This is a genomic window from Pseudomonas sp. FP2335 (assembly GCF_030687535.1).
In the GTDB taxonomy this organism is placed as follows: domain Bacteria; phylum Pseudomonadota; class Gammaproteobacteria; order Pseudomonadales; family Pseudomonadaceae; genus Aquipseudomonas.
In genome coordinates this window covers 3,004,250-3,028,960 of sequence record NZ_CP117437.1, presented here as the reverse complement: position 1 = coordinate 3,028,960, position 24,711 = coordinate 3,004,250, and the positions used below count along the sequence as shown (strand labels likewise).

Here is a 24,711-nt window from a genome sequence, read left to right as displayed (position 1 = left end):
AAGGCATTCGAGTAAAAACGACGGGCAAACATGGCCTCTCGCCCACCTTTGGGGCAAACTCCCGGTTTTTCCCCACTCGGCCAAGGCATGCCTATGACTCCCGCGACGTCTGTCGATGAAAAGAGCTTCCGTACTCTCCTGAGCCGAAATGTGGCACTGCCATTGGGTGTGGGCGTGCTCAGTGCGGTGTTTTTCGTGTGCTTGATTACCTATCTCTTGTCGGTAATCCAGTGGGTTGAACACACCGATCGGGTGATCAACAACCTCAATGAATCGTCAAAACTCACGGTTGACCTGGAAACCGGCATGCGCGGTTTCTTGATCACGGGTGACGAGCATTTCCTCGACCCCTATGAGGTCGCCAAGCCGCGCATCATTGCCGACTTGCGCAACTTGCAGGAACTGGTGGCGGACAACCCGCAGCAACTCGACCGCCTCAAGCGCCTCGAAGCCCTGCAAAGCGAGTGGAACAATTACGCTCAATCGATGATTGATATGCAGCGCCACTCCGGTGACTACCGCAGCGCGGTCAAGGCCGGTCGGGGCAAGCGCCTGACCGATGAGATCCGCAAGGAATACGACGACGCGGTGGCAATGGAGCAGCAGTTCCGGCTCTCGCGCAACGAACAAGTCACCCGCGCCACGGTGATCAGCGTCACGCTGTACCTGGCGTTCGTACTCGGCTTGAGCGGGTTTCTAGCCTACGTTGGCAGGAAGAATTTACTTTCCTTGTCAACCAGTTACGCCGCAAACCTCGCGTCTCAACAGAAGATCGCACGGCGTCTGGAGCAGCAAGCCTGGCTGCGTAACGGCCAGACCGAGCTGGCAGAGCAAGTGCTCGGCCAACTGACGCTGAACATGCTGGGCCGCAATATCCTGCAATTTTTTGCCCAATACATGGGCTCGGTTGTCGCCGCGCTGTATGTCCGCGAAGAACACGGCGGCCTCAAGCGTGTGGCCACCTATGGTTTTTCCCGCGAGCAGGAGCAACTGGAACAGGCGATCTACAGCGACGAAGGCATCGTTGGGCAAGCCGCCCAGCTTGATCGCCTGATTCGCTTGGATGATGTGCCGGTGGATTACTTCAAGGTCAGCTCCGGCCTGGGCGAAGGCCCGACCCGTAGCGTTCTGGTCATGCCCACCAGCGACGACGACCGTGTCAATGGCGTGGTCGAGCTGGGTTTCCTGCGCCCGCTGGAAGAACGTGACGTCGAGCTGCTGGAACTGATCGCCGGCAACATCGGTACGTCCATCGAAGCCGCACGTTATCGCCAACGTTTGCAGGAAGTGCTGGCCGAGACCCAGCAGCTCAACGAAGAGCTGCAAGTGCAGCAGGAAGAGCTCAAGACCGCCAACGAAGAGCTCGAAGAACAGTCGCGCATCCTCAAGGAGTCCCAGACCCACCTGGAAATCCAGCAGGCCGAGCTGGAACAGACCAACGAGCAACTGGCCGAGCAGACCCAGGTGCTTGCAGACCAGCGCGATGCGTTGGATCGCAAGAACGCCGAGTTGAGCCAGGCTCAACTCGAACTGGAAGACCGCGCCGACGAGTTGACGCGCTCGAGCAAGTACAAGTCCGAATTCCTCGCCAATATGTCCCACGAGCTGCGCACACCGCTGAACAGCTCGTTGATCCTGGCCAAACTGCTCGCGGAAAACCCGCAGGAAAACCTCAGCGCCGAGCAGGTCAAGTTCGCCGAATCGATCTATTCCGCCGGCAATGACCTGCTCAACCTGATCAACGACATCCTTGATATTTCCAAGGTCGAGGCCGGCAAACTGGAAGTGCGTCCGGAGACTTCCAGCGTCGCCCGCCTGGTCGACGGCCTGCGCGGCATGTTCGAGCCCCTGGCGGCGGACCGCAAGCTGGGCTTCCAGGTCGATATACAGGACGATGCCCCCGCGATGCTGTTCACCGACCGCCAGCGTCTGGAACAGATCCTCAAGAACCTGCTATCCAACGCGGTCAAGTTCACCGAACAGGGCGAGGTGAGCCTGTCGGTGTCCGGCGTGCCAGGAGAGGGCATCGCCTTTACCGTGCGCGATTCGGGGATCGGGATTGCGCCGGACCAACAGGAAAGCATCTTCGAAGCCTTCCGCCAGGCCGACGGCACCACCAACCGCCGTTACGGCGGCACCGGGCTGGGCCTGTCGATTTCCCGCGACCTGGCGACCCTACTCGGCGGCTACATCAGCGTCACCAGCGTGCCGGGCGAGGGCAGCGTGTTCACCCTGGTGCTGCCGGAGCAATATGTGGAGCGCGGGGAAGACGCCGCCCCCATCGAAGCTCCGCGCCAAGTCGTGGTAGTGCCGGCACCGGCACCGGCGCCGGTGAAGGTCTCGCCGCTGCCGGTGGCCGATGCCACATTGATCCCACGCTTCGCCGACGACCGTGACAAAGCGCCGTTCGCCACACGCTGCATCCTGGTGGTGGAAGACGAGCCGAACTTTGCGCGCATCCTGTTCGATCTGGCCCACGAGCTTGGTTATCAGTGCCTGGTGGCCCATGGTGCGGACGAGGGCTACAACCTCGCCGAAGAGTATCTGCCCGACGCAATCCTGCTGGACATGCGCCTGCCGGACCATTCCGGGCTCACCGTGCTGCAACGCCTCAAGGAACACGCCAACACACGCCACATCCCGGTGCACGTGATTTCCGTGGAAGACCGCGTCGAAGCCGCCATGCACATGGGGGCCATCGGCTACGCGGTCAAACCCACCACCCGCGAAGAGCTCAAGGACGTGTTTGCGCGCCTGGAAGCCAAGTTGACCCAGAAGGTCAAGCGCGTGCTGCTGGTGGAGGACGATGACCTGCAACGTGACAGCATTGCCCGCCTGATCGGCGACGATGACATCGAGATCACCGACGTCGGCTACGCCCAGGCCGCCCTCGACCTGCTGCGCACCAACGTCTACGACTGCATGATCATCGACCTCAAGCTGCCGGACATGCTTGGCAACGAACTGCTCAAGCGCATGGCCACCGAGGACATCTGCTCGTTCCCGCCGGTCATTGTCTATACCGGGCGCAACCTGACCCGCGATGAAGAGGCCGAACTGCGCAAGTATTCGCGCTCGATCATCATCAAGGGCGCCCGCTCGCCGGAGCGCCTGCTCGACGAAGTCACACTCTTTCTGCACAAAGTCGAATCCCAGTTGTCCCATGACCGTCAGAAGATGCTCAAGACCGCCCGCAGTCGCGACAAGGTCTTCGAGGGGCGCAAAATCCTGCTGGTGGATGACGATGTGCGCAACATCTTCGCCCTGACCAGCGCCCTGGAGCACAAAGGCGCGGTGGTGGTGATCGGGCGTAACGGCTACGAAGCCATCGACAAACTCAATGAAGTCGAGGACATCGACCTGGTGCTGATGGACGTGATGATGCCGGAGATGGACGGTTACGAGGCCACGGCCCTGATCCGCCAGGACCCGCGCTGGAAAAAGCTGCCGATCATTGCAGTAACGGCCAAGGCCATGAAGGACGATCAGGAGCGTTGCCTCGCGGCGGGTTCCAATGACTACCTGGCCAAGCCGATTGATCTGGACCGCCTGTTCTCATTGATCCGCGTCTGGCTACCGAAGATGGAACGCATTTAAGTGGAGCGAAGTTTTTTGGAAAAAAGCAGCGATATTGAGCTGCGCCTGCTGATCGAGGCGATTTACCTCAAGTACAGCTACGACTTTCGCGACTACTCCGGTGCGTCGGTAAAACGCCGTGTGGCCCACGCCCTGCGCCAGTTCGACTGCGCGACGATCTCCGCCTTGCAGGAGCGAGTGCTGCACGACCCGGCCGCGTTCATGCAGTTGCTGCAATTCCTGACGATCCCGGTGAGCGAGATGTTTCGCGACCCCTCGCACTTTCTGGCGATCCGCCAGGAAGTCGTGCCGCTGCTCAAGACCTACCCGTCGATCAAGATCTGGATCGCGGGCTGCAGCACGGGGGAGGAGGTGTACTCCATGGCCATTCTGCTGCGCGAGGAGGGTTTGCTCGAACGCACGATCATCTACGCCACGGACATCAACCCGGCGTCCCTGGACAAAGCCAAGCAGGGGATCTTCTCCCTGGAAAACGTGCGGGCCTACACCGCCAATTATCAGCAGGCCGGTGGGCAACGTTCATTTGCCGACTACTACACCGCGGCTTACGATTACGCGATCTTCGACAAGACATTGCGCGAGAACGTGACCTTCGCCGACCACAGCTTGGCAACCGATAGCGTATTCTCGGAAACTCAATTAATTTCGTGTCGTAACGTATTGATTTATTTCAATAAAAAATTGCAGGATCGTGCGTTTGGATTATTCCATGAGTCGCTGTGCCATCGCGGCTTCCTGGTGCTGGGCAGCAAAGAAACCCTGGATTTCTCCGCCTACAGCAAGCAATTCGAACCGCTGGTCAAGCAAGAACGGATCTACCGAAAATCATGAATGACGCAGCAGCCAACCCGATTCACGGGATTGAAGCCATCGTTGTCGGCGCTTCCGCCGGCGGCGTCGAGGCGTTGCTGGGTATTTTTGCTGAGCTGCCCACAGGCTTTGGCTTGCCGATCATTGCCGTACTGCACCTGCCGGACGAGCGCCGCAGCCAGTTGGCCGAAGTCTTTGCCCGACGCCTGCGCATCCCGGTGCGCGAAGCACGGGACAAGGAATTGATCGAGGCCGGTACGTTGTTTTTTGCCGGGCCTGGTTATCACCTGTCGGTAGAAAACGACCGCAGCCTGTCCCTGAGCCAGGAAGACCGCGTGCATCATTCCCGCCCGGCCATCGACTACCTGTTCGCCTCGGCCGCCGATGCCTATGGCGCCGGCCTGCTGGCGATCCTGCTGACCGGCGCCAACCAGGATGGCGCGCGCGGCCTGGCCCACGTCAAGCAATCGGGTGGTACCACCATCGTGCAGGACCCCAAGGAGGCACGCATTGCCGTGATGCCCCTGGCGGCCCTGGCGCTGCACGCACCTGACCACATTCTTACTTTGAGCCGCATCGGTTCATTGCTGGCTTCCCTGGAATATTCCCCATGTTAAGTACTGTCCAGGCCAAATTGCTGATCGTCGACGATCTGCCGGAAAACCTGCTGGCCCTTGAAGCGCTGATCAAGCGCGAGGATCGCCAGGTCTACAAGGCATTGAGCGCCGACGAGGCCTTGTCGCTGTTACTGGAACACGAGTTCGCCATGGCGATCCTCGATGTCCAGATGCCCGGCATGAACGGCTTCGAGCTCGCCGAGTTGATGCGCGGCACCGAAAAGACCAAAAACATCCCTATCGTGTTTGTCAGCGCTGCCGGGCGCGAGCTGAACTACGCGTTCAAGGGCTATGAAAGCGGGGCCGTCGACTTCCTGCACAAGCCGCTGGATATTCACGCGGTCAAGAGCAAGGTCAATGTGTTCGTCGACCTGTATCGCCAGAGCAAGGCGATGAAGCAGCAGGTCGAAGCCCTGGAACGCAGCCGCCGTGAGCAGGAGCTGCTGCTCACGCGCTTGCAGGCCACCCAGGCCGAGCTGGAGCAGGCCGTGCGCATGCGTGACGACTTCATGTCGATTGTCGCCCACGAAGTGCGCACGCCCCTCAACGGGCTGATCCTCGAAACCCAGCTGCGCAAGATGCACCTGGCCCGGGACAACGCCGCGGCGTTCACCCTGGACAAGATGCACGCCATGGTCGACCGCGATGAGCGCCAGATCCAGAGCTTGATCCGCCTGATCGAAGACATGCTCGACGTGTCGCGTATCCGCACCGGCAAGCTGTCGATCCGCCCGGCACGGTTTGACCTGACGCAACTGGTGCGCAATCTGGTCGAGAACTTCGCCCCACAAGTGGCGGCGGCCAACTCCTCGATGCACCTGGTCGCCGAGGCGCCGGTCGAGGGCCTGTGGGATGAGTTCCGCATCGAGCAGGTGGTCAGCAACCTGCTGACCAACGCGTTGCGCTACGGGGCCAAAAGCCCGGTGGATGTGCGCGTGTACAGCGAGCACGGCGAAGCGCGGGTGGAAGTACGTGACCGAGGCATCGGCATCAGTGCCGACAACCAGAAGCGGATTTTCCAGCAATTCGAGCGCGTCTCGGCCAGCCATGTCGCGGCGGGCCTGGGCCTGGGCTTGTTTATTTCCGAGCAGATCGTTGCGGCCCATGGCGGCACCATCGAGGTCGAGAGCCAGATAGGCGAGGGCGCCCTGTTCCGGGTGTGCCTGCCCCTCGAGGCGTCGGCATGAAATCAATCGTCACCTCGACGCAACCTTCTGCGTGACCCCATGGTCGTAACAGCAGCAATTGACCGGACAAAGGCTTCCCATGAGTGAAGATGCACAAGATGTTGTACTGATCGTCGAAGACGACGAATCGATTATGTTCGTGCTGGGCGAATATCTGGCCGGCCTCGGCTATCGAGTGTTGAAGGCGATCGATGGGGAGCAGGCGTTCGAGATCCTTGCGAGCAAACCACACCTGGACCTGATGGTGACTGACTATCGTCTGCCCGGCGGGATTTCCGGGGTGCAGATCGCCGAGCCGGCGATCAGGTTGCGCCCGGAATTGAAGGTCATCTTTATCAGCGGTTACCCGCAGGAAATTCTCGACTGCAACAGCCCGATTACGCGCAACGCACCGATCCTGGCCAAGCCGTTTGACCTGGATACCCTACACGAACACATCCAGCGCTTACTGGCGTGATGTATTTCTTCTGATACACCCGGTCATGCTTTCTCGCGACAGGTAGCGGAATCACGGCCTTAGTTCCCTTCACTCAGTTCAGACATTTGTGCCTTCAGCTTCTGAAGGCTCGATGCGCTTAACTGACGAAGGAAACTTGAATGGTTATCGCCAATTACCCCCCTGCTGCACGTTTCACGGTCCCGCCACGCCAGCCAGAGACCGCGCCTGCGCCCGTCGCCCAGCCGCAAGCGATGCCTGCATCGGAAAACGCCATCGCTTCGCGTGCCAAGCGCACCGTTGAGACTCCGGTTGGCACATCCTTGCAGGCCCAAGCTGAACGCGTAAGCTCCACAGCGGTTATCGCCCCAGACAGTAAAAACAAAGAGCATTTTACGCAGGCGGTGTATGCGGGCCTCAGAGAACAACTTGCGTTATACAAGGAACAGGTACGCCTGAACCCTCCGGGAATGGCGAAGGAGCAGTTGGCTCAACAGTCCAACGAGCGTATCGCCAATCTCCTCCAGATCTCCCTCATGAAGGTCGAGCCGGGCTCTGCTTACGCGCAGTTGAACACTCTTGAAGCTGGGGAAATGGTGAGTCTCAAGCGGTTTATTCAAGACCATGGCTGGAACCTGCCAACCAGCCTCGGCGAACTGCGTAACCTGGTGAGTTACGCACAGCGCCCCGCACTCCCCACGCAACCGTTTGGTAATTACGGCGGAGCGTTGTCCTGGTCGCAACCGTTGTCTCATGAACAGTTGCTTGGGGCCTACTACCACCCCGTGCAAACACTGGAGCTGCCCGATGAGGGTGGGCTGTTTGGCTTGCTGACATCGAAGTTGCAATTGAGCAGCGCCGAGGCCGGCGATCCAGCGCGCGTCATTAACGCCTTGCTCAACTCGCCGGCCGCCCAAGAGTTCGGGCGTGGGCTGCGTTCCAAGGCGGGCGCAGTTTCCACGCCCGGCAGCGATAACGATTGGCTCCTGGCGGGGCTGCAAGCCTCGCTCGACCGAGAGAGCGTCCTGGGGGCCGTGCAACCGCCACCGCGCAACCGGGTGGCCGGATTCGAACTGAACGATAGCCGCTCCTGGGGCAAATCGCCGTCAACGGTCGTTGCTGGATTGACTGAGCATCTCAAGACCCTCAATCGTGCCAGCGAAGCCATGGCGCCCACTGCGGCTCATCTGTTACTGGCCCGCAAGGCTCCACAGTTTCTGGTCCGGGATATGCCGCCAGGGATGGTGATCGGCTCCCATAGCTGGGTCAGCCTGTGTACGGCAGTCGCGCGTATCGAAGCTCAGGCGCCTGGCAGCGTAGCGACAATGACCTACGCCCAGGTCATGGCCTTTGACAATATTGAGCCGGTCACGCGAGTGGATCAAAGGGTTGCCCAGCATGCCCAGGACCTCGCAATCATTGACTGGGCCGTCTGCAGGGGGATTATTTCTGCCAGCCCCTCTGACAATTACTCCAGCCAGGAACTCTCGCGCATACGTGCGGCCTTCGATGAGCACGTAAGCGAGCTGACCACTGCTTCGGCTATCCAGCGTGCCGACATCCCGAGTCGTAAACAGATCGCACTGGATTGGCTAAAGGAACACTTTGGTGAAGGTACCGACTACGAAAAAAAATGCATTTATCAAGTGCCGCGCAACAACGATCTGCCTGGCCCCTATTCGATTGTGGACCTGGTTATTGAGGGCAGGCTGCTCGATACAACTCTAGTAATCCCTCCCAGAAACTCATTCCGAGCCGCCACCGCCCCTCGATACGTGGCTACCCGGTGGCAGTCGAATGATTCAGGCGTGCCGATAGCCAACATCGTCAATCAAGCGAAAACCATGACGCTGCCCAACTTCAACCAACAGTTCGAAGAGAAGGTCCAGGCGCATTTGGTCCAACTGCAAATAAGCCAGTTTTTCGCCCTTGTGCATCTGCTGACCAACCTGCCCTTGGAGGACCGTAAGTTCCTCGAATATGGCAAGGTCGAGGTCTATCGTGAGGAACTGATCCATCATCAATCAACATCCCCACCGTATTGGCGGCGCGGCCAGCCGGACGAGCTGAAACCTCTGCTGGTCCGTGCCGAGTACGAAGGCCAAGTGCACATTTACGAAGTCAATCCCAATCAACACAAGATCACTCGCCGGCCCGATCTTGAAAGTGATTTCGTGGTTGGTCATCGCGCCTTCCAATATCGGTACGAATTGCACCCCAGGCCGCTCGATGATGACAAGATCAAGGTAAAGGCTTACGCCGACATTCCGGCAGATCGACGTTATATAGAAAAAGTGTCGACCGAAGCCGAAGACGAGCAACGCTTTGCCCAGCGAGCGCCCACGGATGCAGTACCCCAGACATACAACAGCAGCCGGACCTTTCGTATCGCGCAACTGGTTCGGGACAATATGTACGATCAGGTGTCCGAGAAGATTGTCAGGGAAAGCAGAGGCTTGACGACGTTTGAAAGTGAAGTGCCGCCGATTAGAAAGATTCGTGAATTTCTGCTGAACCTGATCCCGCTTCGCTCGGCCATTGTCAACTTCAGCCGTGGCAATGTAGACGGAGGTATTCAGGACCTGTTCTTCGACACGCTTGGCTTTGCTCTCGCGGGCGCGTCCGCCGCTGGGCAGGCAGGGCGCGTGCTGAATGCCGCAGGCTCCACGACAGCCAAGGCCTGGAGTGTGGGGCGAATTGTCGGGCGCGGCGCAATTGGGGCGTTAAGCCCGATACCGGGTGTCGAAGATGCAGTGGCGGCCGCGGGCCGCTCAGGTTTAACCCGTGTCAAGGCGGCGTTGAATCAGGCCCGCGGCGCTGCGGGGCACTATGACGTGTTCAAGGCCAGTCGCAATTTCGACGCTGCGGCGACGGGCACTTACAAGATTAATGGGGCAGTTGCCGAGAGTACCGCCGTTTTGCACAACGGCAAGTGGTACGGCTACGACCCCATCTCGGGGCAACCCTTTGGGGCGGCACTGGATGACTTTACGCCTTCGCTACGGAGCAGTGACGAGCTCCTGGAAAACTGGCAAGGCGCCGCAGTACCGCTGTCCGAGCAATCCAAACGGATCCGGAAAGAATTCCAGGCGCTCAAAGAGAGGTTCAAGAGCGGGACTTCGAGTGCTGAATACAACAGCGGCTACACCCGTGGCGACCCTTTTTCCGTTAAGGGCTTTTCTTCCAAGTTGAACGCTGAGCAGGTCATGAAATTGGCAAGCACCGATGGACTGAGTGCGGCGCAGATTGGCGCCCTGGTCCGACAGCAGGAGCGCCTCGCCGTGCAGCATGCGTTCAGTGGCGTCAAGCAGGCTCAGTCGATCATCGAGGCGACGGGAGGGAACTTCATCCCTAATCCGCAGCGGTTTTACCTCAGTCAGGTCAGTTCGCTGTCGCAAGGCCAATGTGCTGCACTGGCAAAAATCATGGCCTCTGCGCTTGAGCAGGGTAAAGCTCAGACGCTGATTGAAAATATGTTCCTCGCGGCCGCGAAGCCTACTCATCCAGCGTCCATAACGTTTGCCAAAACGCTGCAAGACGTACAAAAACAGGTCACTACGCCGACAACGTTCCATGCTGGCAACAACGTGCGGCAGATATCACATCATGAATTGATCGGCGAGCTGAGCCGCGCCGAAACGTCCACCACCCTGATGATCGACTCCCCCGGCCACTCGATGATGGCGGGCGTAAAATTTGACGGCGAAGGCAAACAGTTCTTTTTTTATGATCCAAACCTGGGTCTCGTCACATTTCCTACCGAAAAATCCATGAGTGATGGCCTGCAAGCACTGTTTACCCAGAAAAAACCGGCGACCCCTTATCGGACCTACAGTACCAGCGGTGACAAGCTCGAATTCAGGGTCAGTACCCATGACGAAGGCTGGGCCAGCAAGGCGAGCGTGGATGAACAATCGACCAAGCAGTTGTACGAAACCCGTCTTGATACGTCCACGCCGAACATCGGCCAGCTGCCGGGCAGTACCACGCCAGCGGTGTCGGAGCGGATATACGTGCCGGTCACCGAATCAGCACACACCCTGGATGCCACCTCGACGTTGTACACACGAGGGATCAGTGATTGCACCGCCTTGGCAGTGATGAGCGATTTGAAGGACGGGATCTATCACAAACGTACGTTGATACATCTGCAAGGTGGCGTAGCCGACCCGTCAATGCTGCCGCTGTTGAAGCAATTGGATGCATCGTTGGCCAATGGCGGCAAAGTGATCTTCGTCGGCGGTGACAACGCGCGTAGCGCGCAGGGGCTGGCAAGCTCTCTGAAGCAAACCATCGCAGATCAACAGCCGCTGCTGGACATTATCAACAGGCAACCCCAGTCAACGGTAATCGTCACTGCTTCAGGTATTGATATAAAGCCGGACGGTACATTCGAACTGATCGAAGGCGGGCATCCGCCCCAAGTGTTGGACGCCGCCATGAAAAGAGAGGTCTTTGATCGAATCGATTAAGCGCATTGGAAGGCGCGGGGCCTGATCTGGCAGGCCCCGTTTTACCCTCTGATCATTTCCCGGACCTTCGCTGTCAACAAATCAAAGGTAAACGGCTTGGTGATCAGCTGCATGCCCGGATCAAGAAAACCTCCTCTCACCGCCGCATGCTCGGCATAACCGGTAATGAACAGCACTTTGAGCTCCGGTCGCAGCTGCCGACCGATCTCTGCCAACTGGCGCCCGTTCATCCCTGGCAAACCGACGTCGCTGATCAGCAGGTCAATACGCTGATCGGACTCAATGATCGGTACCGCTGTGGTAGCGTCGCCCGCTTCGACAAAGCCATAACCCAACTCCTTGAGCACGGCGCTGACCAGTACTCTCACAGCCGGGTCGTCCTCGACAATCAACACCGTCTCGCCCGCAACGGCCAGGGGCAGCAATGTCGGATCAGCCGTCTGGTTCGCGATGATTTCACCGACAAAACGCGGCAGGAACAAGCTGACGGTGGTGCCCTTGCCGACCACGCTATGGATCGTCACATGACCATGGGATTGGCGGGCAAACCCGTAGATCATCGACAGGCCCAGGCCTGTGCCTTGACCGATTGGCTTGGTGGTAAAGAACGGATCGAAGACCCGTCCTATCACGCTCTCGGGAATGCCACAGCCCGTGTCGCTGACGCTCAGTTCCACGTAGTCACCGGGCTTCAAGGTGCCGTAAGCGGCAGTGAACACGCTGTCGAGGTGGCGGTTGCTGGTTTCGACAGTGAGGTTGCCGCCATTGGGCATAGCGTCCCGTGCGTTGATCACCAGGTTGAGCAGGGCGCTCTCCAGTTGGTTGGGGTCGGCTTCGGCGGTCCATAGTGTATCGGTGAGGCTCATATCCAGGGCGATGCTTTCGTTGATGCTGCGTTGCAGCAACTCGCCCATGGCCGTGACCAAACGGTTGATTTCCACGGGCTTGGAATCCAGGGATTGGCGCCGCGAAAACGCTAATAGACGATGGGTCAGGCCAGCCGCGCGGTTGGCAGAAGTGACGCCCAAATCGATCAGGCTGTCCAGGTCGTCCAGCTTGCCCCGCGACACCCGCCGGCGCAGCAGCTCCAGGCTGCCGATGATGCCGGTGAGCATGTTGTTGAAGTCGTGGGCGATGCCGCCCGTCAGTTGGCCGACCGCTTCCATTTTCTGCGACTGGCGTAACGCATCTTCGTTGTGGCGCAGCTGCGCGGTGCGTTCTTCCACCTGCTGTTCGAGGGTTTCCAGGGTGCGTTGCAGGCGTGACTCGCTTTCGCTCAGGTCGACCAGGCGATCGCGGGCTTCATATTGCCGGCGGCGGCCGCGCAAGGCAGTACTCACCAGGCTGATCAGGGTCACCGGGTGAAACGGTCGCTCCAGGAACGTCACGTTGCCGAGCAAGCCGCTCAGTTGCCTGGTGCCGATTTGCTCTTTGCCGCCGTGGTGCGTCAGCAACACGATGGGCAAGTCCGACCAGGCCGGTTGCTGTTGCAGGTACTCCAACAATGGCTCCAACGCCACACCGCGCAGCGCTTCGGCGGCGATGATCAGCAGGCCGGCGCCTTGCTCCAGCGCCGCGCTCAGCGCGCCCAGGTCGCTGGCCACCATGCCGCCGTAGCCGGCTTCGTTGAGCATCATCAACGCCAACGAGCCGTCGCGGCCCATTGGCGCAAGGATGATTGCGCGCTCGGAGAGGGGTGACAGGCCCGGCACTACCCCAGGTCCTTTAGCAGTGGCGAACCGGCGCCCATGTACGTCGGAATGCCCCGCAGCACGCCCTGGAAGTTGTTCAGCGGTTCGCCCACGGTCATGCCGCGACTGCCGATGCGGTATTCGCGGATCGTGGATTCATGGGCGCCGGTGCGTTTTTTGATGATCGAGATGGCGCGGCGCACTTCACCGATGGCTTCGAAGTAGCGCAACAAAATCACGGTGTCGGCCAGGTAAGTGATGTCCACCGGCGCCTGCATGTCGCCCACCAGCCCGTGTTGCGCAACGGTCATGAAGGTCGCTGCGCCACGGCGGTTGAGGTACAGCAGCAGCTCGTGCATGTGCAGGATCAGCGCGTTCTCTTCCGGCATCGCGGCCTGGTAGCCGTTGATGCTGTCGATCACCACGGTCTTGATTCCGCTGTCGTCGACGGCGCGGCGCACCCGGTGGGAGAACTCGCCTGGGGACAGTTCGGCGGCGTCGACCTGTTCAATCAGCAGGTTGCCAGTGGCTTGCAGCGCTTGGAGGTCGATGCCCATGTTTTTCATGCGCTCGAACAACAACCCCAGTTCTTCATCGAAGATAAACAGTGCGGCTTTCTCGCCACGGGCCACCGCAGCGGCCGCGAAGATCATCGAGATCAGTGACTTGCCCGTACCCGCCGGGCCGAGGATCAGGCTGCTGGAGCCGGTCTCGATACCGCCGCCGAGCAACGAATCCAGCTCCTTGATGCCGCTGGTCAGGGTCTGGCGGTTGTAGCCGCCACGGTGTTCGGCCGCGACCAGGCGCGGGAACACATGCACGCCGTCCTGCAGGATGGTGAAGTCGTGGAAGCCGCCGCGGTATTTCTGCCCCCGGTACTTCACCACCCGTACCCGGCGCCGTTCCGCGCCGTAGTTGGGCGTCAGTTCTTCCAGGCGGATCACTCCGTGGGCGACGCTGTGCACGGTCTTGTCGAGGGATTCGGTGGTCAGGTCGTCCAGCAGTAGCACCGTGGCGTCATAGCGCACGAAGTAATGCTTGATCGCCAGGATCTGCCGGCGATAGCGCAGCGAGCTTTGCGCGAGCAGGCGGATCTCCGACAGGCTGTCGATGACCACGCGGGACGGCTTGACCCGTTCGACCACCTCGAAGATCTGCCGGGTGGCCTCGCCCAGCTCCAGGTCGGAGGAGTACAGCAGGCTTTGCTGGTGGTCGGCGTTGAGCAGGCTTTCGGGTGGAGTCAATTCGAAGATATTGATGTTGTCATCCAGGTCCCAACCGTGGGACTTGGCGCCCTGGCGCAACTCGCGCTCGGTTTCGGACAAGGTGATGTACAGAGACGTTTCGCCGTTTTTCGCACCGGCCTGCAAAAAATGCAGGGCGACGGTGGTTTTACCAGTGCCGGGTTCACCTTCCAGCAGGAACAGATGGCTACGCGAGAGCCCACCGCAAAGAATGTCGTCAAGACCTTCGATGCCGATGGCCGCCTTTTCACTGAACAGCTCGTTGGATGTAGACAAGAATTGCCCTCGGATCACATACAAATAGAGGAGCGCACCGCCTTGGGCGCGCCATATTTACTTGACCGTAGTGGCCTGTGACCGTTCAACGGATTCTGATATTTGTACAAGTTGCGTAGGTTTTTACAAGTTTTTGCAGTGCGGCTACAAGCCTTGCTGCAAGGCCGGATCGTCCGGGTTTTGTTGTTCGAGCTGGGCGAGCAACACCTGTACGTTCTGCAGTTGGCCGCTTTCCTTCCAATAGTTGACCAGCAGCACACGGGCCTTGCGATTGGCAGGGTGACGCTGGACGATTTCTTCCAACTGACGTTGCGCGGCTTCCAGTTCGTTCTGGGCGTGCAGGGTGGTGGCCAGGTCGTAGCGGTAATCCTGATTGTCCGGCTCCAGCTCTACCGCCTTGGACAGGCCGAGCAGGGCATAGGCACGCTCACCATGGTGCAGCAGCCACAGGCCGAGGGCGTGTTGCAGGTAGGCAGATTCCGGGTGCGCCGCCAGTTGCCGTGCCAGCAATTGGCGCGACTCTTCACTTTTGCCCTGTTTATCCAGCAATTCGATCTGTGCGACCACGGCTTGCAGGTTGTCGGGCTGCAAGCGCATGGCTTGCTCCAGGGCATTTTGCGCGTCCGGCAGCAGGGCGCTGTGGATGTACAGGCGCGCCAGTTGAATCCAGCCCTCGGCAGATTCGGGCTGAGCCTTGAGGTATTTGACGAATTCGTCCAGCACTTGCTGCAACGGGCCGAAGTACAGGCCCAGGGTGTCGGGCGACAGGCCGAGCAGGGCGTTGGCGGCGGCAAAGCGCACGCTTTGCTGCGGGTCGTCCAGCGCCGGGCCAAGCAGCAGTGTGCGCTGGCCGCTGGGCACCAGGCCGACGATGCTGTGGATCGCGGCCTCGCGTACCAGCGGGGAATCGCTGGCCAGGTCCTTGTCAGCCAGTTTCAAGGCTTGCGGACTGGGGTAATTGGGCAGTTCAGCGTGCAGCGCGGCACGCCGTTCAGGCGACAGATCCGGCCGCGCCAATTGCTGGTAAAGCACGCGGGCCGCGCCAGGCTCGCCGTTATGCGCCTGTTTAAGGGCTTTTGAATAACCATGGGCAATCGCCGGCGGCACGGCCACCTGGGTGGAGCGGGAGAAATACCAGGCGAGCAATACAAAAAACAGCAGGGCGCACAGGCCGACGATGGCGTAACGGCGTGACTTAGACATGCAGGCGTCCGAAAAGTATTACAAAGCCGTCAGCTTCGGTCAGACCAACGCGAGTGTCAAACCGGCATCAGGTCAGCACGTACTCCACAGGTTCCAGGGCGGGCGGCAAGTCGCTTTCGCCGAGGGCGGCGCGCAGTTCGCGCTCCAGGTTGCGCACGATGGCATTGCACGGCAGGTCGTTTTCGTCGAAGCCGAACGGGTCTTCGAGGTCATCGCCAATTTCGTCGAGGCCAAAGAAGGTGTAGCTGACGATGGCGGTGAACACTGGCGTCAACCAGCCCAGCGGCTCGGCCATGGCGAACGGCAGCAAAATGCAGAACAGGTAGATGGTGCGGTGCAGCAACAACGTGTAGGGGAAGGGCAGCGGCGTACTCTTGATCCGTTCGCACGACGCCTGCACCTGGCTCAGGCTGACCAGTCGGGTTTCCAGTTGGGTGTAGCGCCACTCGCTGATCACGCCTTGCTCGCACAGTCGGGAAAAGCGCGCGCCGAGTTGCTGCAGCACGTTGTCGGGCAGGTTCGGGTGCGCTGCGTCTACGCCGATCCAGGGCGTGATTGCCCGGGCTTCGTCTTCGTGGCGCAAACGCGCGATCAAACCATGGGCAAAACCGCACAAACCGCGCAACAGCCCGGTGCGCTCTGGCGAATCGCCGAGTACTTGGGTTTCACGGATCAGTGAGCGCACATCAATGATCATCTGCCCCAATTGCTTGCGACCTTCCCACCAGCGGTCGTAGCAGGCGTTGTTGCGAAAACTCATGAAGATCGACAACGACAACCCCAGCAAAGTGAAGGGTGTGGCGTTGACCTTGGAGAAATACGCCGGGTGCCACGTCTCGACCAGCACGATCACCGACGCGAGCAGCGTCACCAGCAGGCTGCGCAAGGCAATGCGCTTGGCAATCGAACCCTTGAGGGAGAACAGGATACCCAGCAAGTTGGGCTTGGGACGGACGATCATCGGCAGGGGGACTTCTCTGGTGGCGCAGGCCCTCAGGTTAGAAGCTTGCGCCAGGGCCGTCCAATCGCTTGGGCTGACCGGTCGATCAGCGCGATCGATGATTGGCCAAAGCAGTCAGCCAACTTGAAAGCTTTGACCATTGCTGCTGCAGCGCTCTGGAGCGACTATTTCCACGGTTTACGTCCTTAAAATAACAATGCAGAAGGATTTGAAGCGATGCGTGACTATTTGGCTGCCACCACCGGGTTTGACTACCAGCACACCGTTGACGCCGCACTCGCCGGCAACCTGCAAGGCCTCAATGCCTGCGTCGAATGTTGCGACCGCCACGCACTGCCGGGGCGCATCGCGTTGTTCTGGGAAGGCAAGGACGGGCGCAGCGCTACGTCGACCTTTACCGACTTGCAGGACCAGGCCGCACGCTTCGCCAACTTTTTGCTGGCCCAGGGCGTCAAGCGTGGCGACAAGGTGGCGGGGCTGTTGCCGCGCACAGCGGAACTGCTGGTGGTGGTGTTCGCGACGTGGCGCATCGGTGCGGTCTATCAACCTCTGTTCACTGCCTTTGGGCCCAAGGCCATCGAGCACCGCCTGAACAGCTCCGGCGCCGCCTTGGTGGTCACCGATGCGGTAAACCGGCCCAAGCTGACGGAAGTCGACGGCTGCCCGACCATCGTCACGGTCAGCGGCGCCAAGGGCGAAGGCCTGGTGCGCGGCGACTTCAGTTTCTGGGCCGAATTGCCCAACTACTCCAACGTGTGCGAACCGGTGTTACTGGGCGCGGACGATCCCTTCCTGCTGATGTTCACCTCCGGCACGACCGGCCCATCCAAAGCGTTGTCTGTGCCACTCAAGGCCATCGTGGCATTCAAGAGCTACACCCGCGACGCCGTGGACCTGCGCCCCGAAGACGCGTTCTGGAACGTCGCCGACCCGGGCTGGGCCTACGGCATCTATTTCGGCGTGACCGGGCCGCTGTCCATGGGCCACCCGATTACCTTCTACGATGGCCCCTTCACCCTGGAAAGCACCTGCCGGGTGATCAACAAATACGGGATCACCAACCTGACCGGCTCGCCCACCGCCTACCGCCTGTTGATCGCCGGCGGTGAGCAGTTCGCGCGCGCAATCAAGGGCAAGCTGCGCATCGTCAGCAGCGCCGGCGAGCCGCTCAACCCGGAAGTGATCCGCTGGTTTGCCGACCAGCTCGGCGTGACCATCCACGACCACTATGGCCAGACCGAACTGGGCATGGTGCTGTGCAATCACCATGGCCTGGAACACCCGGTGCATGTCGGCTCGGCCGGATTTGCCTCGCCGGGCCACCGTATCGTGGTGCTGGACGATGATTATCAGGAGTTGCCCGCCGGCCAGCCCGGCATCCTCGCCATCGACCGCGAACAGTCGCCGATGTGCTGGTTCGGCGGCTATGACGGCGTGAAGACCAAGGCGTTTGTCGGTAAGTACTACCTGAGCGGCGACACCGTGGAATTGAACCCCAATGGCAGCATCAGCTTTGTCGGGCGCAGTGACGACGTGATCACCACCTCCGGTTACCGCGTTGGCCCGTTTGATGTGGAAAGCGCGTTGGTCGAGCACCCGGCTGTGATCGAAGCCGCGGTGGTCGGCAAGCCGGACCCGGAGCGCACCGAACTGGTCAAGGCCTTCGTGGTGATCAACAGCCAATACCGCGCCACCCCGGAGCTCGCCGAAGAGCTGCGCCAGCATGTGCGCAAGCGCCTGGCCGCACATGCCTATCCACGGGAAATCGAATTTGTCAGCGACCTGCCCAAGACCCCGAGCGGCAAGTTGCAGCGTTTTATCTTGCGTAACCAGGAGATCGCCAAAGCGGCGGTTGCCTGATCCACTTTTAAGGACACGATGATGCAGATTGAAAACAAGGTATTCCTGATCAGCGGCGGTGCTTCGGGCCTTGGCGCGGCCACGGCCGAGATGCTGGTTGCCGCTGGCGCCAAAGTCATGCTGGTGGACCTCAATGCCGAGGCCGTCGCGGCCAAGGCCAAGCAACTGGGGGACAACGCCCGCGCCGCCGTGGCGGACATCAGCCAGGAAGCGGCCGCCGAGGCCGCGGTGCAGGCTGCCGTGACCGCGTTTGGTGGCTTGCACGGCCTGGTCAACTGCGCCGGTGTGGTGCGTGGCGAGAAAATTCTCGGCAAGAACGGCCCCCATGCCCTGGCCAGCTTTGCCCAGGTGATCAATGTCAACCTGATCGGCAGCTTCAACCTGTTGCGCCTGGCAGCAGCGGCCATCGCCGAGACCGAAGCGAATGCCGACGGCGAGCGCGGCGTGATCATCAACACCGCATCGGTGGCCGCGTTCGACGGGCAGATCGGCCAGGCGGCGTATTCTGCCTCCAAAGGCGCCATCGCCAGCCTGACGCTGCCCGCCGCCCGCGAACTGGCGCGCTTTGGCATCCGTGTGATGACCATCGCACCGGGCATCTTCGAAACGCCGATGATGGCCGGCATGACCCCGGAAGTACGCGACTCCCTGGCCGCTGGCGTGCCATTCCCGCCACGCCTGGGCAAACCGGCCGAATACGCCGCGTTGGTGCGGCACATCATTGAAAACAGCATGCTCAATGGCGAGGTGATCCGTCTCGACGGTGCCTTGCGCATGGCGGCCAAGTAAGGAGCGAATGACCATGACTGATCCCATCGTAATTGTCAGCGCCGTGCGCACGCCCATGGGCGGCTTCCAGGGCGAACTCAAGAACCTGACCGCGCCGCAATTGGGCGCGGCGGCAATTCGTGCGGCAGTTGAGCGCGCAGGCATTGCCAGTGACGCCGTAGATGAAGTGCTGTTCGGCTGCGTGCTCCCGGCGGGCCTCGGCCAGGCACCGGCACGCCAGGCGGCGTTGGGCGCAGGCCTGGACAAGTCGACGCGCTGCACCACCCTCAACAAGATGTGCGGCTCGGGCATGGAAGCGGCGATTCTCGCCCATGACTCGCTGCTGGCCGGCAGCATTGCGGTGGCGATCGCCGGGGGCATGGAAAGCATGTCCAACGCGCCGTACCTGCTCGATCGTGCGCGCAGCGGCTACCGCATGGGCCACGGCCGCGTGCTCGACCATATGTTCCTCGACGGCTTGGAAGACGCCTACGACAAGGGCCGCCTGATGGGCACGTTCGCCGAGGACTGTGCGATGCACAACGGTTTCAGCCGTGAAGCCCAGGACGCGTTCGCGATTGCCTCCCTGACCCGTGCGCAGGAAGCCATCGCCCATGGCAAATTTGCCGCCGAGATCGTCCCGGTGCAGGTTACCGTCGGCAAGGAACAAGTGACGGTGTTGCATGACGAACAACCACCGAAAGCCAAGCCTGACAAGATCGCCAGCCTGAAACCGGCGTTCCGTGAGGGGGGCACTGTGACGGCCGCCAACTCCAGCTCGATTTCCGATGGGGCGGCGGCGTTGCTGCTGATGCGCCAGTCCGAGGCCCAAAAACGCGGCTTGAAGCCGCTGGCGGTGATCCACGGCCACGCGGCGTTTGCCGATGAGCCAGGGCTGTTTCCGGTGGCACCAGTGGGAGCGATCCGTACGTTGATGAGCAAGACCGGCTGGAACCTGGCTGACGTCGATCTGTTCGAGATCAACGAAGCCTTCGCCGTGGTCAGCCTGGTGACCATGAGCAAGCTGGAAATCCCCCACGCCAAGGTCAATATCCATGGCGGCGCCTGCGCCCTGGGCCATCCGATTGGCGCGTCCGGTGCGCGCATCCTGGTGACGCTGCTGTCGGCGCTACGCCAGAACAACCTCAAGCGTGGCGTTGCCGCGATCTGCATCGGCGGTGGTGAAGCCACGGCCATGGCCGTCGAATGCCTGTATTAAGGACTCACCATGTTGCCAGATGACGAACAACTGCAAATCAGCGAAGCTGCCCGGCAATTTGCCCAGGAGCGCCTGAAACCCTTCGCCGCCGAATGGGACCGCGACCACCGTTTCCCCAAGGAAGCCATCGGTGAAATGGCCGAGCTGGGTTTTTTCGGCATGTTGGTGCCGGAGCAGTGGGGCGGTTGCGACACCGGCTACCTGGCCTACGCCATGGCCCTGGAAGAGATCGCCGCCGGCGACGGTGCCTGCTCGACCATCATGAGCGTGCACAACTCGGTCGGTTGCGTGCCGATCCTCAAGTTCGGCAACGATCAGCAGAAAGCGCAATTCCTCAAGCCCCTGGCCAGCGGTGCCATGCTCGGCGCGTTCGCGTTGACCGAACCCCAGGCCGGCTCCGATGCCAGCAGCCTGAAAACCCGTGCGCGCCTGGAAGGCGACCACTATGTACTGAACGGCTGCAAACAGTTCATCACCTCCGGGCAAAACGCCGGGATCGTGATTGTGTTTGCAGTCACCGACCCTGCGGCGGGCAAACGTGGCATCAGTGCGTTTATCGTGCCGACGGATTCGCCCGGCTACACCGTGGCGCGGGTCGAGGACAAGCTCGGCCAGCACGCGTCGGACACCTGCCAGATCCTGTTTGAAGACGTGAAGGTACCGGTCGCGAACCGTCTGGGCGAGGAGGGCGAGGGCTACAAGATCGCCCTGGCCAACCTGGAAGGCGGGCGCGTCGGCATCGCTTCGCAATCGGTGGGCATGGCCCGCGCGGCCTTTGAAGCGGCACGTGACTATGCGCGTGAGCGCGAAAGCTTCGGCAAGGCGCTGATCGAGCACCAGGCCGTGGCGTTTCGCCTGGCGGATATGGCCACGCAAATTGCGGTGGCCCGGCAAATGGTGCATTACGCCGCCGCCCTGCGTGACAGCGGCAAGCCCGCGCTGGTAGAAGCCTCGATGGCCAAGTTGTTCGCTTCGGAAATGGCCGAGAAAGTCTGCTCCGCCGCCTTGCAAACCCTCGGCGGTTACGGTTACCTGAGCGACTTTCCCCTGGAGCGGATCTACCGCGATGTGCGGGTCTGCCAGATCTACGAAGGCACCAGCGATATTCAACGCATGGTCATCTCACGCAATCTCTAAGGAGCCGCCACATGAGTTACGAAACCATTTTGCTTGACGTCCAGGGCCGCGTCGGGCTGATCACCCTCAATCGCCCCCAAGCCCTGAACGCGCTGAATGCACAACTGGTCAGCGAATTGAACCAGGCGCTCGATGGCCTGGAAGCCAACCCTGACATCGGCTGCATCGTGCTGACCGGCTCGAAAAAAGCCTTCGCCGCCGGCGCCGACATCAAGGAAATGGCCGAGCTGACCTACCCGCAGATCTATCTCGACGATTTGTTCAGCGACAGCGATCGCGTGGCCAACCGCCGCAAGCCGATCATCGCAGCGGTCAACGGCTTTGCCCTGGGCGGCGGCTGCGAGCTGGCGCTGATGTGCGACTTTATCCTGGCCGGCGATGGCGCCAAGTTCGGCCAGCCGGAAATCAACCTCGGTGTGCTGCCGGGCATGGGCGGTACCCAGCGCCTGACCCGCGCGGTGGGCAAGGCCAAGGCCATGGAAATGTGCCTGACCGGGCGTTTTATCGATGCGGTGGAAGCCGAGCGCTGCGGGATCGTGGCGCGGATCGTACCGGCTGATGAATTGCTGGAAGAGGCGCTGAAAGTCGCCACGCTGATTGCCGGCAAGTCGGTGCCGATCAGCATGATGGTCAAGGAAAGTGTGAACCGCGCGTTTGAAGTGAGCCTGTCCGAAGGCGTGCGCTTTGAGCGCCGGGTGTTCCATGCCGCGTTTGCGACCCAGGATCAGAAAGAAGGCATGGCCGCGTTCGTGGCCAAGCGTGCCCCGCAGTTCAAAGACAGGTAATTCGATCTCCCAACGGGTGGGAGCGGCTTATGTGGGAGCGGGCTTGCTCGCGAAAGCGGTGGATCAGTTGAAATACCTGTGACTGACACACCGCATTCGCGAGCAAGCCCGCTCCCACACTGTTTTGCAGTGTGTCAGTCAGAGTTGGTAGTGCCTGAGTTCACGGGCAATCACCATCCGCTGGATCTCGCTGGTCCCCTCGTAAATCTGCGTGATCCGCGCATCCCGGTAGTAACGCTCCACCGGGTAATCCTCCAGATACCCATACCCACCATGGATCTGCATCGCTGACGAGCAGACTTTCTCCGCCATTTCCGAAGCAAACAGCTTGGCCTGGGACGCTTCGGACAGGCATGGCTTGCCGGCACTGCGCAACCGTGCGGCGTGCAGGATCAGCAGGCGCGCGGCATTCAGGCGGGTTTGCATATCCGCCAGCAGGTTGGCCACGCTCTGGTGCTCGATGATCGCCTTGTCGAACTGCACACGATCCCGGGCATAAGCCAGCGCCGCTTCAAACGCCGCGCGGGCGATGCCCAGGGCCTGGGCGGCGATGCCGATGCGGCCACCTTCGAGGTTGGACAGGGCGATGGCCAGGCCTTTGCCGCGCTCGCCCAACAGGTTGGCCGCAGGTACCGTGCATTGGTTCAGGGTGACGGCGCAGGTGTCCGAGGCACGAATGCCCATCTTGTGTTCAGTGCGGTCGACCACAAAACCGGGGGTGTCGGTGGGTACCAGGAACGCCGAGATGCCCTTTTTGCCGAGGTCGGGATCGGTCACGGCAAACACGATGGCCAGCTTGGCGCGTTTGCCGTTGCTGACGAATTGCTTGGCACCACTGATCACCCACTGATCGTCACGCAGTTCGGCACGGGTGCGCAGGTTATGTGCTTCGGAACCGGCCTGGGGCTCGGTCAGGCAGAAGCAACCAATCGCCTGGCCGCTGGCGAGGTCGGCCAGCCAGGTTTGTTTCTGTTCAGCTGTGCCGTAGTTGAGGATCGGCCCGCAACCCACTGAATTATGGATACTCATCAGTGCACCAGTGGCGCCGTCACCGGCGGAAATCTCTTCGACAGCCAGGGCGTAAGCCACGTAATCCACATAGGTGCCCCCCCATTCCTCGGGGACCACCATGCCCAACAGGCCCAGCTCACCCATCTTGGCGACCAGTGCATCGTCGATCCAGCCGGCTTTTTCCCAGGCCTGGGCATGGGGGGCGATTTCACCCCGGGCGAAATCGCGAGCCATGTCGCGAATCATCACTTGTTCTTCTGTGTATTCAATGTCTTGCATGACTTATCTCGCAACTTGCTTGAAGTGTTGGAAGAAGCTATCGACGTGGCTGGCGTCCAATGCCTGAAGCGTCGGCGGGTTCCAGCGTGGGGCCTTGTCTTTATCGATGATCAACGCACGCACGCCTTCAATCAGGTCGCCGCGCTCAAACCATTGCCGGTCCAGGTGCAGCTCCAGGGCGAAGCACTGCTCCAGCGGCAGGCGCCGGCCACGGCGCAACATCTCGAGGGTCACGGCCATGGCCAGTGGCGAACGGGTTTGCATCAGGCCGACGGTGGCCAGCGCCCACTCATGGCTATCGGCTACGGTGACTTGCTGCAGTTGTTCGACGATGCTCGGGACGTCCGGCAAAGCGAAGAAGTGGTCGATGGCCGGGCGCAAGCGTGCCAGCGGGGCGTCGGGCAATTGCTGTACGCCGAGCTTGGCCAGTACGCCTTGCAGATCCTTGAGGGCTGACTCGTGCCACTGCAGGTGATCGAGCTTGTGATCCAGCTCGGTCAGCCTGGCACTGTCCAGGTACCAGTCCGCCAAACCACAGTACAACGCATCGGCGGCTCGAATCTGCACGCCGGTGACCCCCAGGTAAATCCCCAGCTCGCCGGGAATGCGTGGCAGGAAGTAGCTGCCGCCAACGTCCGGGAAGTAACCGATGGCCACTTCCGGCATCGCCAGGCGGCTGCGCTCGGTGACCACGCGCAGGTCGGCGCCTTGCACCAGGCCCATGCCGCCGCCCAGGACAAAGCCGTCCATCAGCGCGAGGACCGGTTTACGGTAGTGGTGAATAGCGAGGTCGAGGGCGTATTCCTCGACGAAGAAGTCTTCGTGCAAGGTATCGCCTTGCTTGAAGCTGTCATACAGGGAACGGATGTCACCGCCGGCGCAGAAGGCTTTGTCACCCGCTCCGCGCAGGACCACGGCGTAGACTGCGGGGTCATCCGCCCAGGCGTGCAACTGGTGGGTGAGGCTGCGGACCATGTCCAGGGTGATGGCATTCAACCCGGCGGGGCGGTTGAGGGTGAGGTGGCCGATATGGTTGCGGACTTCGACCAATACGTCTTGCGGATGAATTGCTGCGTGGCTTGCTTGCGATGAAACCTGAGCAGTCATCTCTAACTCCCTGCTTTTATTGTCTTTATCAAGATGTTCGCGGGCGAACCT

Annotated in this window: 17 protein-coding genes; 11 read left to right on the top strand and 6 right to left on the bottom strand. The window is 60.8% G+C overall.

Annotated features, from left to right (window positions below):
* The first annotated feature begins 93 nt into the window (after positions 1-93).
* From PSH81_RS13325 to PSH81_RS13300, 6 genes are all read left to right on the top strand, one after another.
* Positions 94-3,597 carry a response regulator gene (locus PSH81_RS13325; protein WP_226456806.1) on the top strand — a complete coding sequence of 1,168 codons (3,504 nt, stop codon included), beginning with the start codon at positions 94-96 and terminating at the stop codon, positions 3,595-3,597.
* On the top strand, positions 3,598-4,428 hold the full coding sequence (locus PSH81_RS13320; protein ID WP_370694898.1) for a protein-glutamate O-methyltransferase CheR: 831 nt from the start codon (positions 3,598-3,600) through the stop codon (positions 4,426-4,428). It begins immediately after the preceding gene.
* Complete coding sequence (locus tag PSH81_RS13315; RefSeq protein ID WP_305392740.1) at positions 4,425-5,024, top strand: chemotaxis protein CheB; 600 nt, start codon at positions 4,425-4,427, stop codon at positions 5,022-5,024. The genes PSH81_RS13320 and PSH81_RS13315 overlap by 4 nt, the downstream gene beginning before the upstream one ends.
* Entirely contained in the window at positions 5,018-6,211 is a 1,194-nt protein-coding gene (locus tag PSH81_RS13310; protein WP_226456804.1) for a hybrid sensor histidine kinase/response regulator, read from the top strand. Before PSH81_RS13315 ends, PSH81_RS13310 begins: the two co-directional genes overlap by 7 nt.
* Positions 6,212-6,290: 79 nt before the next feature.
* Entirely contained in the window at positions 6,291-6,668 is a 378-nt protein-coding gene (locus tag PSH81_RS13305) for a response regulator (protein ID WP_192300047.1), read from the top strand.
* Between the two features lie 140 nt (positions 6,669-6,808).
* Positions 6,809-11,119 (top strand): hypothetical protein, encoded by a 4,311-nt coding sequence (locus tag PSH81_RS13300; protein WP_305392739.1) that lies wholly within the window; start codon positions 6,809-6,811, stop codon positions 11,117-11,119.
* A gap of 41 nt (positions 11,120-11,160) precedes the next feature.
* Here the strand turns inward: PSH81_RS13300 and PSH81_RS13295 are convergent, their stop codons facing one another.
* The 4 genes from PSH81_RS13295 to PSH81_RS13280 all read right to left on the bottom strand — a co-directional run bounded on the left by PSH81_RS13295 (position 11,161) and on the right by PSH81_RS13280 (position 16,494).
* Positions 11,161-12,831 (bottom strand): ATP-binding protein, encoded by a 1,671-nt coding sequence (locus PSH81_RS13295; RefSeq protein ID WP_226456801.1) that lies wholly within the window; start codon positions 12,829-12,831, stop codon positions 11,161-11,163.
* Positions 12,831-14,330, bottom strand: coding sequence for an ATPase domain-containing protein (locus tag PSH81_RS13290; protein WP_226456800.1), 1,500 nt, complete (start codon positions 14,328-14,330; stop codon positions 12,831-12,833). Before PSH81_RS13290 ends, PSH81_RS13295 begins: the two co-directional genes overlap by 1 nt.
* A gap of 144 nt (positions 14,331-14,474) precedes the next feature.
* The gene (locus PSH81_RS13285) at positions 14,475-15,533 is read right to left on the bottom strand and encodes a tetratricopeptide repeat protein (protein WP_226456799.1); all 1,059 of its coding nucleotides are present in this window, start codon (positions 15,531-15,533) and stop codon (positions 14,475-14,477) included.
* 67 nt (positions 15,534-15,600) lie between these two features.
* Entirely contained in the window at positions 15,601-16,494 is an 894-nt protein-coding gene (locus tag PSH81_RS13280; RefSeq protein WP_226456798.1) for a bestrophin family protein, read from the bottom strand.
* Between the two features lie 216 nt (positions 16,495-16,710).
* Here PSH81_RS13280 and PSH81_RS13275 point away from each other — a divergent pair, with 216 nt between their 5' ends.
* Genes PSH81_RS13275 through PSH81_RS13255 form a run of 5 tightly spaced genes read left to right on the top strand, consistent with a single transcriptional unit; the run spans position 16,711 to position 22,263 of the window.
* Positions 16,711-18,354 (top strand): AMP-binding protein, encoded by a 1,644-nt coding sequence (locus PSH81_RS13275; RefSeq protein WP_305392738.1) that lies wholly within the window; start codon positions 16,711-16,713, stop codon positions 18,352-18,354.
* A 21-nt stretch (positions 18,355-18,375) separates the two neighbouring features.
* Positions 18,376-19,143 (top strand): SDR family NAD(P)-dependent oxidoreductase, encoded by a 768-nt coding sequence (locus PSH81_RS13270; protein WP_192300054.1) that lies wholly within the window; start codon positions 18,376-18,378, stop codon positions 19,141-19,143.
* A 13-nt stretch (positions 19,144-19,156) separates the two neighbouring features.
* The gene (locus PSH81_RS13265; RefSeq protein WP_370694897.1) at positions 19,157-20,341 is read left to right on the top strand and encodes an acetyl-CoA C-acyltransferase; all 1,185 of its coding nucleotides are present in this window, start codon (positions 19,157-19,159) and stop codon (positions 20,339-20,341) included.
* A gap of 9 nt (positions 20,342-20,350) precedes the next feature.
* Entirely contained in the window at positions 20,351-21,478 is a 1,128-nt protein-coding gene (locus PSH81_RS13260; RefSeq protein WP_305392737.1) for an acyl-CoA dehydrogenase, read from the top strand.
* A gap of 11 nt (positions 21,479-21,489) precedes the next feature.
* Complete coding sequence (locus tag PSH81_RS13255; protein ID WP_226456792.1) at positions 21,490-22,263, top strand: enoyl-CoA hydratase; 774 nt, start codon at positions 21,490-21,492, stop codon at positions 22,261-22,263.
* Between the two features lie 138 nt (positions 22,264-22,401).
* Here the strand turns inward: PSH81_RS13255 and PSH81_RS13250 are convergent, their stop codons facing one another.
* Complete coding sequence (locus PSH81_RS13250; RefSeq protein ID WP_226456791.1) at positions 22,402-23,553, bottom strand: acyl-CoA dehydrogenase family protein; 1,152 nt, start codon at positions 23,551-23,553, stop codon at positions 22,402-22,404.
* A 3-nt stretch (positions 23,554-23,556) separates the two neighbouring features.
* On the bottom strand, positions 23,557-24,660 hold the full coding sequence (locus PSH81_RS13245) for an enoyl-CoA hydratase/isomerase family protein (protein ID WP_305392736.1): 1,104 nt from the start codon (positions 24,658-24,660) through the stop codon (positions 23,557-23,559).
* Positions 24,661-24,711 lie beyond the last annotated feature (51 nt).

Excerpts from the sequence above, each read along its gene's own strand:
- PSH81_RS13325 (WP_226456806.1), top strand. The coding sequence starts at position 94 with ATGACTCCCGCGACGTCTGTCGATGAAAAGAGCTTCCGTACTCTCCTG.
- PSH81_RS13315 (WP_305392740.1), top strand. The coding sequence starts at position 4,425 with ATGAATGACGCAGCAGCCAACCCGATTCACGGGATTGAAGCCATCGTT.
- PSH81_RS13310 (WP_226456804.1), top strand. The coding sequence starts at position 5,018 with ATGTTAAGTACTGTCCAGGCCAAATTGCTGATCGTCGACGATCTGCCG.
- PSH81_RS13305 (WP_192300047.1), top strand. The coding sequence starts at position 6,291 with ATGAGTGAAGATGCACAAGATGTTGTACTGATCGTCGAAGACGACGAA.
- PSH81_RS13300 (WP_305392739.1), top strand. The coding sequence starts at position 6,809 with ATGGTTATCGCCAATTACCCCCCTGCTGCACGTTTCACGGTCCCGCCA.
- PSH81_RS13285 (WP_226456799.1), bottom strand. The coding sequence starts at position 15,533 with ATGTCTAAGTCACGCCGTTACGCCATCGTCGGCCTGTGCGCCCTGCTG.
- PSH81_RS13280 (WP_226456798.1), bottom strand. The coding sequence starts at position 16,494 with ATGATCGTCCGTCCCAAGCCCAACTTGCTGGGTATCCTGTTCTCCCTC.
- PSH81_RS13275 (WP_305392738.1), top strand. The coding sequence starts at position 16,711 with ATGCGTGACTATTTGGCTGCCACCACCGGGTTTGACTACCAGCACACC.
- PSH81_RS13270 (WP_192300054.1), top strand. The coding sequence starts at position 18,376 with ATGCAGATTGAAAACAAGGTATTCCTGATCAGCGGCGGTGCTTCGGGC.
- PSH81_RS13265 (WP_370694897.1), top strand. The coding sequence starts at position 19,157 with ATGACTGATCCCATCGTAATTGTCAGCGCCGTGCGCACGCCCATGGGC.
- PSH81_RS13260 (WP_305392737.1), top strand. The coding sequence starts at position 20,351 with ATGTTGCCAGATGACGAACAACTGCAAATCAGCGAAGCTGCCCGGCAA.
- PSH81_RS13255 (WP_226456792.1), top strand. The coding sequence starts at position 21,490 with ATGAGTTACGAAACCATTTTGCTTGACGTCCAGGGCCGCGTCGGGCTG.
- PSH81_RS13250 (WP_226456791.1), bottom strand. The coding sequence starts at position 23,553 with ATGCAAGACATTGAATACACAGAAGAACAAGTGATGATTCGCGACATG.
- PSH81_RS13245 (WP_305392736.1), bottom strand. The coding sequence starts at position 24,660 with ATGACTGCTCAGGTTTCATCGCAAGCAAGCCACGCAGCAATTCATCCG.